Annotated in this window: 16 protein-coding genes and 1 riboswitch; of the genes, 12 read left to right on the top strand and 4 right to left on the bottom strand. The window is 52.9% G+C overall.

What is annotated here, in order from left to right:
* A partial coding sequence (locus JJU14_RS15290; protein WP_228614583.1) for a sigma 54-interacting transcriptional regulator occupies positions 1-904 on the bottom strand: 904 nt, incomplete at its 3' end.
* A gap of 163 nt (positions 905-1,067) precedes the next feature.
* On the opposite strand from JJU14_RS15290, the gene ytfE reads away from it, so the two are divergent.
* The 11 genes from ytfE (at position 1,068) to JJU14_RS15235 (ending at position 8,320) form a co-directional block, all read left to right on the top strand.
* Positions 1,068-1,748 carry an iron-sulfur cluster repair protein YtfE gene (ytfE, locus tag JJU14_RS15285; protein ID WP_228614582.1) on the top strand — a complete coding sequence of 227 codons (681 nt, stop codon included), beginning with the start codon at positions 1,068-1,070 and terminating at the stop codon, positions 1,746-1,748.
* A gap of 96 nt (positions 1,749-1,844) precedes the next feature.
* A riboswitch (molybdenum cofactor riboswitch) is annotated at positions 1,845-1,987 on the top strand.
* On the top strand, positions 1,976-2,947 hold the full coding sequence (moaA, locus tag JJU14_RS15280; protein WP_228614581.1) for a GTP 3',8-cyclase MoaA: 972 nt from the start codon (positions 1,976-1,978) through the stop codon (positions 2,945-2,947). Its footprint overlaps the riboswitch before it by 12 nt.
* A gap of 15 nt (positions 2,948-2,962) precedes the next feature.
* Positions 2,963-3,532, top strand: a complete 570-nt coding sequence (locus tag JJU14_RS15275) for a molybdenum cofactor guanylyltransferase (protein ID WP_228614580.1) — start codon at positions 2,963-2,965, stop codon at positions 3,530-3,532.
* Complete coding sequence (moaB, locus tag JJU14_RS15270; RefSeq protein ID WP_228614579.1) at positions 3,525-4,085, top strand: molybdenum cofactor biosynthesis protein B; 561 nt, start codon at positions 3,525-3,527, stop codon at positions 4,083-4,085. The genes JJU14_RS15275 and moaB overlap by 8 nt, the downstream gene beginning before the upstream one ends.
* Positions 4,085-4,627, top strand: a complete 543-nt coding sequence (moaC, locus tag JJU14_RS15265) for a cyclic pyranopterin monophosphate synthase MoaC (protein ID WP_228614578.1) — start codon at positions 4,085-4,087, stop codon at positions 4,625-4,627. Before moaB ends, moaC begins: the two co-directional genes overlap by 1 nt.
* Positions 4,624-4,881 carry a MoaD/ThiS family protein gene (locus JJU14_RS15260; RefSeq protein WP_228614577.1) on the top strand — a complete coding sequence of 86 codons (258 nt, stop codon included), beginning with the start codon at positions 4,624-4,626 and terminating at the stop codon, positions 4,879-4,881. The genes moaC and JJU14_RS15260 overlap by 4 nt, the downstream gene beginning before the upstream one ends.
* An 11-nt stretch (positions 4,882-4,892) precedes the next feature.
* Positions 4,893-5,342, top strand: coding sequence for a molybdopterin synthase catalytic subunit MoaE (gene moaE, locus JJU14_RS15255; RefSeq protein ID WP_228614576.1), 450 nt, complete (start codon positions 4,893-4,895; stop codon positions 5,340-5,342).
* 3 nt (positions 5,343-5,345) lie between these two features.
* Positions 5,346-6,158, top strand: coding sequence for a molybdate ABC transporter substrate-binding protein (modA, locus tag JJU14_RS15250; protein WP_228614575.1), 813 nt, complete (start codon positions 5,346-5,348; stop codon positions 6,156-6,158).
* Positions 6,155-6,844 carry a molybdate ABC transporter permease subunit gene (modB, locus tag JJU14_RS15245; RefSeq protein ID WP_228614574.1) on the top strand — a complete coding sequence of 230 codons (690 nt, stop codon included), beginning with the start codon at positions 6,155-6,157 and terminating at the stop codon, positions 6,842-6,844. The genes modA and modB overlap by 4 nt, the downstream gene beginning before the upstream one ends.
* Entirely contained in the window at positions 6,841-8,040 is a 1,200-nt protein-coding gene (gene modC / locus JJU14_RS15240) for a molybdenum ABC transporter ATP-binding protein (RefSeq protein ID WP_228614573.1), read from the top strand. The genes modB and modC overlap by 4 nt, the downstream gene beginning before the upstream one ends.
* Positions 8,041-8,116: 76 nt before the next feature.
* A complete protein-coding gene (locus JJU14_RS15235) occupies positions 8,117-8,320 on the top strand; it encodes a hypothetical protein (RefSeq protein ID WP_228614572.1) in 204 nt (67 codons plus the stop codon).
* A 218-nt stretch (positions 8,321-8,538) separates the two neighbouring features.
* On the opposite strand, the gene JJU14_RS15225 is transcribed toward JJU14_RS15235, so the two are convergent.
* Positions 8,539-9,087, bottom strand: a complete 549-nt coding sequence (locus tag JJU14_RS15225; RefSeq protein WP_228614571.1) for a DUF1566 domain-containing protein — start codon at positions 9,085-9,087, stop codon at positions 8,539-8,541.
* A gap of 47 nt (positions 9,088-9,134) precedes the next feature.
* Entirely contained in the window at positions 9,135-10,502 is a 1,368-nt protein-coding gene (locus JJU14_RS15220; RefSeq protein ID WP_228614570.1) for a DUF1566 domain-containing protein, read from the bottom strand.
* A gap of 631 nt (positions 10,503-11,133) precedes the next feature.
* On the opposite strand from JJU14_RS15220, the gene JJU14_RS15215 reads away from it, so the two are divergent.
* Positions 11,134-11,553, top strand: coding sequence for a helix-turn-helix domain-containing protein (locus tag JJU14_RS15215; RefSeq protein WP_228614569.1), 420 nt, complete (start codon positions 11,134-11,136; stop codon positions 11,551-11,553).
* 63 nt (positions 11,554-11,616) lie between these two features.
* On the opposite strand, the gene JJU14_RS15210 is transcribed toward JJU14_RS15215, so the two are convergent.
* A complete protein-coding gene (locus JJU14_RS15210) occupies positions 11,617-11,856 on the bottom strand; it encodes an addiction module protein (RefSeq protein ID WP_228614568.1) in 240 nt (79 codons plus the stop codon).
* Positions 11,857-11,923 lie beyond the last annotated feature (67 nt).

Raw genomic sequence — 11,923 nt, 5'->3', positions numbered from 1 at the left:
GAATGGATAGTGGCAACTCGCCCACTTCATCCAAAAACAAGGTACCGCCATCGGCAGCTTCAAAACGGCCGGCCCTGTCCTGACCGGCGCCGGAAAAAGCCCCTTTGACATGCCCAAACAGCTCACTCTCGGCCAGGGTTTCCGGCAAAGCCGCACAATTGATGTATACCAGCGGCTTTTTGCTGCGGGGTGATAACTGATGCAAACGCTTGGCAAAGAGTTCTTTACCGGTACCGGTTTCACCCAGCAGTAGCACCGGCAGATCGGAGTCCGCCACTACATCCAGCTGTCGCAATACCTGCTGCAGGGCCTTGCTTTGGCCAATAATGCCACTGTCGGCCTGACTGGCAATCAGGTTGGGTTCGCTGTAACTGCGGCTTTGCCGCAGCACCCGATTATCCCGCTCCAACCGGCAGACCCGGATAATGGCTTCAATCAAAAAACTGTAGTGCTGCAGGCGGGCCTCACTGGCCGCATTAAAGGTACCGGCTTCCAGTGCATCCAGCGTGATGGCGCCCCAACATTCTCCTTCCAGATAAAGGCTCATCCCCATGCAATCATGCACCGCCAATGGCTGCTCAGACTTTCCATCCAGCAAACCATCGTAGGGATCGGCCAGGTTGGAGTCCGGCTCAAAGCGGACCGGTTGCCGGCTTGCCATAATGCTCGCCAGCCGTGGATGATGCGCCACCACAAAATGCCGGCCCAGCGCTTCGCGTGCCAGCCCTTGCATGGCAATGGGTTTTAAATAGTCCTGCTGTTTTTGTAGCCCCACTTTTTGGAGCAACACGACAGCCCCGCAGCCAAACTCCGTCATCAGATTGCTGACCAGCCGCTGCAGCCGCACCGGCGCTGGCAACTCCGTCACCAGATCCGCCAGTACGATGGTAGGTAATACCGTCATTTTCACCACTCACTATTCACCATTTAGGGTAAATAACACCACAGCTCTTAGGGTGCAATATACCATGCGGTAAAAAAAAGCTATAGGAATCAAAGGTGGTACTTAGTGGCATGGCGCTTGCTCTCACTAGGTTGGCAACCCTTATTTCAATCAGGAGTACAGCATGCAGTTATTAACCCAACCCCTTGGCAAACTGGCCACACAAATCAGTGGCGCCACCCGGGTATTTCATCAGTACAAACTGGATTTTTGCTGCGGCGGCCAGCAAAGCCTGGCCGAGGCCCTGCACAAACGTGGCCTGGAGACAGGCCCGGTGCTGGCAGCCTTAGAAGCTCTGCAGCAAAAACCGCTGGCAAAAGACTGGCGCCAGGCTCCGGCCAATGAATTGATTGACTACATTTTACAGCGCTACCACGAAAAACACCGCCAGCAGCTGCCGGAGCTGATCCGCCTGGCACGCAGGGTCGAGCATGTGCATGGCGACAGCCCGGATTGCCCAACCGGCCAGGCCGATCAGCTGGATGCCATGCTGCAGGAGCTGGAAAGCCATATGCAAAAAGAAGAGCAAATCCTGTTTCCGATGCTGCGCCAGGGCATCTACCCGGCGGGCCCTATCCATGTGATGCAACAAGAGCACCTGCAGCACGGCGATGAACTGGCCAAACTCGACGAGCTGACCGATGGCATTCGCCTGCCGCTGGGCGCCTGCAACACCTGGACCGCCCTGTACCTGGGGCTACGCGAATTAAAAGAGGATCTGATGGAGCACATCGTGCTGGAAAACGAAATTCTGTTCGTCCAGCCCAGCCATGGCGACGGCATCTGCTGTGGCAGCTGTCAGTAGCAGATGATTGCAGGAGCAGCTACCTCTCTGTGGGTAGCGCTCCCCTTCCTTCATGGCAATAACAATGCCCTGCACCTTACTTTAAGCTTACTTCAGTACGAAAAAACACACCGAGCTGCTGGCTCTAACGCTTCTTGCTTCAGGAAGCCATGAACAGTATGCCGTGGCAATCAGGCCACCGGGTAGGACGGGAAACGGTTCTACCTCCCGATTTGGAAAGGTGAATTATGCTGATCGACGCTTATGCGCGCCGCTTTACCTATTTGCGGCTCTCCATCACCGAAAGCTGCAATTTTCGTTGCAGCTACTGCCTGCCCGACGGGCCGGATTGCAGCTCCCGCAAAGAGGAGCTGACGCTGGCTGAAATTAAGCGCCTGGTCAAAGCCTTTGCCCTGCTGGGTACCCGCAAGGTGCGTATTACCGGCGGCGAGCCCTCCTTGCGTAAAGATTTATCCGACATCATCGCTGCCTGCAAAGAAACCGAGGGCATTGAGCAGGTGGCACTGACCACCAATGGCTACCGGCTTCAGCGCGAGCTGAATAACTGGCAGCAGGCCGGGCTCGATGCCATCAATGTCAGTGTTGATAGCCTGGATGCTGCCACCTTTCATCTGGTCACCGGTGAGAACCGCCTGCCGGCGATTCTCGAAGGCATCGATCAGGCCATTGCCATCGGCGTCACCAAGGTCAAACTCAATACCGTACTGCTGCGTCAGCACAATGCCCTGCAACTGCCGGATTTTCTGGATTTTGTCCGCGATAAAGCGGTATCGCTGCGCTTTATCGAACTGATGCGCACCAACGACAACCAGGCCTATTACCAGCAGCAGCATTTGAGTGGCGCCAGTATCCAACAGCAATTGCTCAAGCAAGGCTGGCAGCTGCAGCCAAAAGGCCGCAGCGCTGGCCCGGCGCTGGAGTACGCCCATGCAGATTATCGGGGCCAGATTGGTCTCATCATGCCGTACAGCAAAGACTTTTGTGCCGATTGCAACCGTTTACGGGTCTCCAGCCGTGGCCAGCTGTTTATGTGCCTTTTTACCGAGCAGCATCAGGGCCTGCGCCATTATCTGCAGCACGATGATCCCGAACCGTTGATGCATTACCTGCAGCGGGCGGTGCTGGGTAAAGCCGAAAGCCATGATTTGCATCAGGGCAACAGCGGTTCGACTCGTCATTTGGCCATGATTGGTGGCTGAGCACCGGAGAGCATCATGAAACCAATCCGACCTTTCAGTTGTATCTTACTGGCCGGTGGTAAATCCAGCCGGATGGGCCAGGATAAGGCCGAGCTTAACTGGCATGGCCAGCCCCTGTGGCAGCATATGAAGGCACTGGCAACAGCGGCTGGTGCACGGGAAGTCATTGTTAGCCGTAATGCATCTGGTTTTGTGCCCGACCGCTATGCCGCAGCAGGCCCGCTGGCCGGCATCGACGTTGGCCTATGCCGCAGCCGTGACGATCGCGTGCTGGTGCTGGCCATTGATACCCCATTGCTCAGCGTGACCGATATTCAGCAACTGCTGGCCGTAAACACCAACAAAGCCGTTTGCTTTACCGGCCATCCGCTGCCCTGTGTGCTGCCCAATTCCCTGACGGTGCATCGTTATTTGCAACGTGTGCTAAAACAAGCCGGCAGCAATCGCTCGGTGCAGTCGCTGTTAATCGCCATTGGCTTTGAGAGCTGTCAGCCCAGCCATGGCAAGGCGCTGCAAAATACCAATACCCCGGCCGAGTGGCAGCAGGCCCTGAATGATGCTGCCAAGGAGTTTTGCGATGGCTAAAGCATCCCGTATTTTCCAACCCCTGCAGCTGGCGATCCTAACGGTATCCGATAGCCGCAGCCGCGATAACGACAGCAGCGGCGATTTGCTGCAGCAGCTGGCTGAGCAGGCTGGCCATCAAGTGCTCGAACGGGCTGTACTGCCCAATAACCGCTATGCGCTGAGGGCGCAAATCAGCCAGTGGATTGCAAGTTCAGCGGTACAGGTGGTGCTGGTTAATGGCGGTACCGGCTTTGCCACCAGCAATTGCACCGTGGAAGCGCTGACGCCGCTGTTTGATCACAGCATCGATGGCTTTGGTGAGCTGTTTCGCCTGTTATCCTTTCAAAGCATTGGCAGTGCCAGCCTGCAATCGCGCGCCTGCGCCGGCCTTGCCAACCAAACACTGATTTTTGCCATGCCAGGCTCAGGCTCGGCCTGCGAGCTGGCCTGGCAGCAGCTGATAGCGCCGCAATTGAACGCCGCTACCGGCCCCTGTAATTTTGTCCCTCACTTAAAAAACAGCATAGCCAGCAGCTGTGCAACCATCACCGACTGTGCAGGAATCACCTGATGTCCCAAATAAATCTTATAAAAGAGCCAGAATTAACCCATCTGAATGCCGATGGCAGCGCCCTGATGGTCGATGTCTCCGGTAAAGCCAGCAGCATGCGCGAGGCCATTGCCAGCGCCACCCTGCACACCCGGCCGGATGTGATTGCCCTGATAGAGCAAGCCTTGGTGAAAAAAGGCGATGTGCTGGCCGCCGCCCGCATTGCTGGCATTATGGCAGCGAAAAAAACCAGCGATTTAATCCCGCTCTGCCATCCACTGCCGCTGTCCAAAGTCAGCATCGACTTTGAGCTCAATAGCGCAACTGGCCAGATCCTGATCCACAGCCTGTGCCGGGTGCAAAGCCAGACCGGCGTCGAGATGGAAGCCCTGACCGCCGCCTCGGTGGCAGCACTGACCATTTACGATATGTGCAAAGCGGTGGATCCGGCCATGGTGCTTGGCCCCATTCAGCTGGAACAAAAAACCGGCGGTAAAAATGGCCTGTGGCTCCGAGCTGAGAAGTACGCTGAGAAACAAGCAGAGACAGGAGCACAGCCATGATCAAAGTGTTATTTTTTGCCGCCCTGCGTGAGCGTTTAAACACAGCCACAGTAGAGCTCGATAGCAGCACCTTGCCGGCCGATGCCAGTGCCGCTGCCGTGCTTACTAAGCTACAAAGCCGCTCTGCCGACTGGCAGCATGAACTTAGCCGGCAAGATTTGCTGTGCGCTATCAATCAAAGGCTGTGCCCGCTGCATACCAAAGTGAGCCCCGGCGATGAACTGGCGTTTTTTCCGCCGGTGACTGGCGGTTAAGAGAGGTTGATATGAGTATTTCGGTACTGGTGCAACATGAAGATTTTTCCATGGCGGATGAATATGCGCAGCTTAGCCGTGATTGCCGCTGCGGCGCTGTGGTGACTTTTTGTGGCCTGGTACGTGAGCTGCAGGACCATGCGCTTATCAGCATGACACTGGAGCACTACCCCGGCATGACCGAACAAGCATTGCAGACTATTGCCGAACAGGCGCAGCAGCGCTGGCAACTGGGTGCAGTACGGATTATTCATCGCATTGGTACCTTAACACCGAACGAGCAGATCGTCTTTGTTGGCGTAGCCAGTGCCCATCGCGCCGCTGCCTTTGAGGCGGCTCAATTTATCATGGATTATCTGAAAACCCAGGCACCGTTCTGGAAAAAAGAACACAGCAGCCAGGGCTCGCACTGGGTCGCCGCCAAAACAACCGATCAACAGGCCGCCAGGCGCTGGGAGTAAGCGATGCCAAAAGCTGTAATCACCGCTGTGATCGCCGGATTTCTGCTACTCAGCTGCTTACTGCCAGTAAAAGCCAGCGAGCCGCTCACCGTAGCAGCCGCCTCTGATCTGCGCTATGCACTGGATGACATCATCGCTTTGTATCGTACTGAATACCCTGGCAGTTCGCTTCGGGTCATTTACGGCTCGTCCGGCAAAATAAGCACCCAAATCCGCCACGGCGCTCCTTTTGATCTGTTTTTCTCGGCCGATATTCAGTTCCCCGAGCAGCTCTATGCCGAAGGCTATGCCATCCATCAGCCGGAGCTCTATGCCATTGGCCGCATCGTGCTGTGGAGCCCGCGGCTAAACGTAGCCGATACCCCGCTTGAGCAATTAAATACCCTTCATTTTCGCCGACTGGCTATTGCCCAACCGGCGCATGCCCCCTATGGCCTGCGCGCCAAAGAAGCACTACAGGCGGTTGGCCTGTGGCAAGAGCTGGAAGCCAAGCTGGTGTATGGCGAAAACATCGCCCAAACCGCCCAGATGGCGCAAAGTGGCGCCGCTGAAGTGGCGATAATTGCGCTGTCGCTGGCCCGTTTTCCTGAGCTGGCCCGCCACGGCTATCAGCTGATCCCGGCGGAGCTGCACCAGCCGCTGACCCAGGCTTTTGTGATTACCCACCATGGTGCCAACAAAGCCAGCGCTCATCAGTTCAGTGCCTTTATGGCCCGCGATGAGGTACGCGCTATTATGCAGCATTATGGTTTTGAATTGCCGGCTCTGCAGCCATCAGCAAGACAGGCGCTTACTCTGCAGGAAGAAAGCCCATGATCGAGCTTACGGCACAGGATTGGCAAGCCATTCAACTGACGCTAAAGCTGTGTTTGTACACCACGCTGATTTTGCTGCTGCTCGGCACCCCATTGGCCTGGTGGCTGGCGCAGGGGCAAAGCAGGGTCCGCACCGCCATTCAGGCGTTGGTGGCCTTGCCGCTGGTGTTACCGCCAACTGTGCTGGGCTTTTATTTGTTGCTGTTACTTGGGCCGCACGGCGCGGTCGGTGGCACCCTGGAGCAGCTGGGTTTTCATCATCTTGCTTTTAGTTTTACCGGCATTTTAATTGGCTCGGTGATTTACTCGCTGCCCTTTACCGTGCAGCCGCTGCTGGAGAGTTTTCGCCGCATGGGGCCAAGGCCGCTGGAAGTGGCCCAAACCCTGGGCGCAGGCAAGCTGGACCAGCTGTTTAGTGTGGTATTGCCGCTGTGCCGGGGTGGCTTTATCGTCGCCGCTACCCTGACCTTTGCCCATACCCTGGGCGAATTTGGCGTGATCTTAATGCTGGGCGGCAGCATCCCGGGCGAAACCCAGGTGCTGTCGGTACTGATTTACGATCACACCGAAGCTATGAACTACAGCCAGGCGCATCAGCTGTCGCTTGGCTTACTGATTGCCGCCTTTGTGGTGCTCTTTATTGTTTATGGCCTGAACAAACGCTTTGACCGGGGGCAGCTGACATGACAGATAGCACTCACTTCCCGTCAGACGCATGCGACAAACGTAGCTGGTGGCATAAACTGAGCTGGGCTTTTGACCGAAACAGCACCACAAACAGGCCTAAACAACCCACCGTAGCCACCGAGCTCAGCATCGCCGGTACACTTAAGCGCGGTGATTTTTGCCTGCAGCTCAACGACACTCTGCCGCTTCATGGCATTACCGCCCTGTTTGGTCGCTCCGGCTGCGGCAAAACCAGCTTGCTGCGCGCCATCGCTGGCCTGGATCGCCACCCAGAAGCTCACATTCATTTTGGCAGTACGCCCTGGCAGCACGGCAAGCACTTTTTGCCGGTGCATCAGCGCCGTATTGGCATGGTATTTCAGGAAAGCAGCTTGTTGCCGCATTTATCGGTCAAGCAGAATCTGCTGTATGGCTACCATCGGCTGAGCAAAACCAGCCCACGCCATCTGCAGCCAGCACAGGTGATTGAATGGCTGGAATTAGCCGCTTTGCTGCCTCAAAAACCAGAGCAATTATCCGGCGGCCAGCGCCAGCGAGTAGCACTTGGCCGCGCCCTGCTTAGCCAGCCACAACTGCTGTTGCTGGATGAACCACTGGCTTCCTTGGATCAGCAAAGCCGCAATGAGATCCAGCCGTTTTTGCAGCGAATTGCCCGCCAAAGTGGTATTCCGATGCTGCTGGTCAGCCATCAGCTGGACGAGGTGGTGAAACTGGCCGATCAGCTGGTGCTGATGCAAGACGGCCGCATCCACAGCCAGGGCCCGCTGCCGCAGCAATTGCTGCGGCCAGAACTAGCTGCTATCGGTGCTATGTCGTTGCTTTATGCCAATAGCAGCGGCTGCCAGGGCCATTTGTTGCAACTTACAATTGGCGAGCAGCAACTACAACTCCCAGCGCCGCTGCATAGCACCACAGCAGCGCCAGCTTCAATCAAGCCAGTCAGCTATCGGCTGCGCATTCAGGCGCGCGATGTCGCGCTTAGTCTGCAACCACTAACCGACAGCTCAGTCAGCAACCAGCTACAGGTGCGCATAACCGGCTTTAACCCAGCCCCCCACCCAGCTGAAACCCTGGTGCAACTGGATTTAGCTGGCCAGCCATTGCAGGCGTTGCTGACTAAACAGTCGGTGGAGCGGTTGGGGTTGCAGCTTGGCCAGTTGGTTTATGCGCAGGTTAAGGCGGTGGCTTTGGATTAATTGCGGTTTACTATTTGTAAACCTTGTGCAATTACGGCAAAGTACCGAAACCAGAGCATGAATGAAGGAGCAAATCATGTTAGATGTTCAGGCGATGAAGTCTTTAGCACAGCAAATCACTCAGGTTATGCCATGGGTGCAAGGGATTGATTCTGATCAGCAATACGATGAACTGCTGGCCTTAATGGATGAACTGGTTGAAGACTACGATGCGAATCAGGTGTTGATTGAGTTGCTGTTTCCTGTGCTGCAAGAGTACGAAGAAACCGCAGCGTTTTAAGGCATTTAATCAACGGATAGAGGCGCTGGATCCTGGCGTAGGAATTAGCAACAGCGATTGGCTTTCAGCTACACGCCGATTACAGCATGCCAGCCAACAACCGCTTGCTGCATTTTAGTAGGTAGATAATGAATAAAATTTGAGTTTAGACACTGACTGCTGACCACACTTGCTATGAAAATTCTTTTCCGTAACTGTAACGCATCCAAAAACTCAAACTACTTTCCCGCTCGCACCAACCGAACATAGTTATCGCTGTCGGTCTTAGATAAGTCAGAGATATTACCTTCAAAGAAGTTGACGACCCACGCGCTGGCACCAAAGTCAGCAACGCTCGACGAAGACCAATACCACCTTGATCCCGTATTGGGAAATTGTTGGTTATTGATGGCAGGATCCCAACAACGGCGCTCAACAATGGAGGCGAGCTCGTTTATATTAGGCAAGCGCCAATCATTCAAACCCAAAAAGTCATTTTCTGCGGCCTGTTGCAGGGCAGTCTGCCAATGATAATTGGTGGCGCTACCTATACAGGTGCTGCCATCCCACGTTTGACCTAGGCTGCAGCGTTGCCAGATTAGCCCAGTAGTATTATGTGTAACCGTACCATTATTATTATCAATAAAATCACTGCTTGGTGTAGTAGCTATAATCGAACTGCTTTCATCATTTGCGCACAACTCGTTGGCTGAGGTATTAAAAGTCATGCAAAGCGCCACGCACATAGAGCTGGATAAAACGGTTTGTAAAGTGATTACTTTTACCATCAGATACCTTCCTTTAAAAACATTAGCCAACACGGCAAATCTGCTGCCTACTGTCCAGCTCGCACCAAACGTACATGGACATCTTCATTCTTAGAGCCTAAGTACAGACCAAAACGGTAGGGTACGATCCACACGCTGGAACTGTTGTTGGCAAAGGGCGTCGACGACCAATATTGCGACGAAAACCAATGTGGTGCAATATTGGGGAAGTAATTGCTGTCAATCATCGGATAGGCATAACCATAATTTACTGTACTCAGTAGCTCACTAACACTCGGTATGCGCCAGTCATTCGCCCCACATAACCCTTGGTCGTTAACAGCGCTCACAAACCCTTGAGTGTCGCAATCACTCCCCACACAAGTGCCGCCATTTTGTGTACCTGCATTACCGCCATTCATGCTGCTGTCAGTGTTGTACCAAGTGTATGTATGGTTAGTATCACGCAGTTCGCCGCTACCAGCGGCTTGTTTGACTTCCCAAATCAGCCCGGTGACATTATCACGCACGCAACTCCACTGGCTTCCATCAGCTTCTGTGCCGTTTTCATCCCAGGCCACGTTTTGCAAGGCCAATACTTTACCATCGGCACCAATTTTGCTGTAATCAAAACCTGCCGCGCCGCTGCCAATTTTACTCAGAGTGCCAGCGCGCGCATCGGCATCGCGGCCAAATTCGCCATCTTGCCCTGGAAAATCTGCTACCGGACAGTCGAGGTTATTGATACCTATATTAGCGCACCAATCAATACCAGTATCATTTAACCCCCCAATAGCTACAAAGGATGATTCAGGGGTAGCGCTGACTTCATTACTAGCTAAACTTTCGGCGTTATTTACCACGGCAGTAACTACTGCATAGTAACTCGTGCCATTGGTTAAACCGGATAGAGTATAAGGACTGGTAATATTTTGCACCATCACACCAGTGTTGCTGGCGGCATAATTCACCGGAGCAATATTGGGCACTGTGTCATAGTACAGATTATAGCTAGTAGCATCTGCGACACCATCCCAGCTAAAACTTAGATGAGCATCACCAGGAGTAACTATCAGGTTCTCTGGCGCGGCCAATGTAACGACAAAGCTGGCAGATACCGTACAGGCACTTGTAACTACTCCTGTCGTGTAAGTGTTACCGCTTAAGCTACCACTACAGCCTGAAACATTGCCGATGCTATAGCCTGTATCGGCTGTTACCGTAAAGGTAGTAGCTCGGCCACTTTGCACGCTACGGTTAGCAGGGCTGATGCTACCTCCAATGCCCACGGTTGTGCTAACGGTGAAAGACTGTGGTGTTGAACCACCTGAACCAGAATCACCACTTCCACTGCCGCAGGCTACCAGAAAAGTACTGAATGTCGCTACTAATGAAGCTTTAGCTATAGCACGACTATGTGTTGTTATGTTATGCAAAAGATCACCCCTAAAGTCCTTTTAAACCGTTTTACTTTATCGTTAGTTCATAATTGCTGCCAGCCTAGTGTTAAAACACATTTGGTAAAATGCCGCAAAATACTTAAAAATGCCAACTTAAAACAGAACATCCTCAGAGATTACACTTAAATAATTGTTAATACAAAGAGAAAAAAATTAATTGGTTCAGCTGTTACTTCAAAGAATTTCACATATGTTGTTGTCTACATTTAAAACTGACAACTAAACTATATAGTCCCACATTGCCTTGGCACAGTTTCTATTTACCCAAATCAAGGGGTCAAGTCTTGACTTTGACAATTTGATTCATCAAATACTTTTGTGACGCTTACTCACAACTAAGTCCTTAACCTATAGGACTTTTCAGATCTTGACAAGCATGATGGCTGGCCCTGGCTGCCAGGTTAGCCGATCCGAACAAAAAACAAAGGTGGGACAGTCACTCAAAAGATGCACCAAACAATCGGTAGAGCGGTTTAGGTTGCAAATATTCAGTAGGTGTATACGCAGGTTAAGGCTGTGACGTTGGATTAATTGCGGTTTACTATTTGTAAACCATGCGCAATTACGGCACAGTACCAAAACCAAAGCCGTAATAAAGGAACAGGCTATGTTAGATGTTCAGGCAATGAAATCCTTAGCACAGCAAATTACTCAGGTTATGCCATGGGTGCAAGGGATTGATTCTGATCAGCAATACGATGAACTGCTGGCCTTAATGGATGAGCTGGTTGAAGACTACGATGCGAATCAGGTGTTGATTGATTTGCTGTTTCCGGTGCTGCAAGAATACGAAGAATCCGCAGAGCGTTTTAAGGCGTTTAATCAGCGGATAGATGCGTTGGACCCAGGCGTAGCCATGCTTTGGCTGCTAATTGATCAACACGACCTTACCCAAAGTGAATTTCAGCAAGAGATAGGTGGTAAATCGCTGGTATCGCAAATACTGAGCGGCAAACGCTCACTAACGCTAGGCCATATCCGCGCCTTATCCAAGCGGTTTGGCATACCAGCGGCGATGTTTGTTTAGTATTTCAGGCAGTAAATTTAAACGGTAGTTATGAGTGGGCAGACGCCAGAAACCGAACAGGCTTCAATCGTCATCCGCCCGTAAATCCGCAAAAACCTCGTCCGCTGAATAGGATTCCCCCTCTCCTTGCAAGTAGGACTGGTATCGCCGATTTGCTTCATTCAGCCAGGCTTTTTCAATTTGGGCAGGAGCTACCTTCGGGCGGGGTTCCAGACTGTCCAGCAGATGCACAATCAATTCTGCACGTTCTGAAACAGGAAGTGACAGTGCCTCAGATTCAATTAACTCAGTGGCAGGTAACATAAATACCCAAATTCGGGGTCACCCATTAGCCTCTCGGTGTCAATAGCGTAACCAAACCCGCGCGCAC

Source organism: Alkalimonas sp., from assembly GCF_020831925.1.
Lineage (GTDB): Bacteria > Pseudomonadota > Gammaproteobacteria > Enterobacterales > Alteromonadaceae > Alkalimonas.
The sequence above is the reverse complement of the archived record's forward strand: the minus strand, read 5'-3'. Positions and strand labels throughout refer to the sequence as shown.

Bases quoted from the DNA above. Each gene is read 5' to 3' on its own strand.
- ytfE (WP_228614582.1), top strand. From the start codon at position 1,068: ATGCAGTTATTAACCCAACCCCTTGGCAAACTGGCCACACAAATCAGT.
- moaA (WP_228614581.1), top strand. From the start codon at position 1,976: ATGCTGATCGACGCTTATGCGCGCCGCTTTACCTATTTGCGGCTCTCC.
- JJU14_RS15275 (WP_228614580.1), top strand. From the start codon at position 2,963: ATGAAACCAATCCGACCTTTCAGTTGTATCTTACTGGCCGGTGGTAAA.
- moaB (WP_228614579.1), top strand. From the start codon at position 3,525: ATGGCTAAAGCATCCCGTATTTTCCAACCCCTGCAGCTGGCGATCCTA.
- moaC (WP_228614578.1), top strand. From the start codon at position 4,085: ATGTCCCAAATAAATCTTATAAAAGAGCCAGAATTAACCCATCTGAAT.
- JJU14_RS15260 (WP_228614577.1), top strand. From the start codon at position 4,624: ATGATCAAAGTGTTATTTTTTGCCGCCCTGCGTGAGCGTTTAAACACA.
- moaE (WP_228614576.1), top strand. From the start codon at position 4,893: ATGAGTATTTCGGTACTGGTGCAACATGAAGATTTTTCCATGGCGGAT.
- modA (WP_228614575.1), top strand. From the start codon at position 5,346: ATGCCAAAAGCTGTAATCACCGCTGTGATCGCCGGATTTCTGCTACTC.
- modB (WP_228614574.1), top strand. From the start codon at position 6,155: ATGATCGAGCTTACGGCACAGGATTGGCAAGCCATTCAACTGACGCTA.
- modC (WP_228614573.1), top strand. From the start codon at position 6,841: ATGACAGATAGCACTCACTTCCCGTCAGACGCATGCGACAAACGTAGC.
- JJU14_RS15235 (WP_228614572.1), top strand. From the start codon at position 8,117: ATGTTAGATGTTCAGGCGATGAAGTCTTTAGCACAGCAAATCACTCAG.
- JJU14_RS15225 (WP_228614571.1), bottom strand. From the start codon at position 9,087: ATGGTAAAAGTAATCACTTTACAAACCGTTTTATCCAGCTCTATGTGC.
- JJU14_RS15215 (WP_228614569.1), top strand. From the start codon at position 11,134: ATGTTAGATGTTCAGGCAATGAAATCCTTAGCACAGCAAATTACTCAG.
- JJU14_RS15210 (WP_228614568.1), bottom strand. From the start codon at position 11,856: ATGTTACCTGCCACTGAGTTAATTGAATCTGAGGCACTGTCACTTCCT.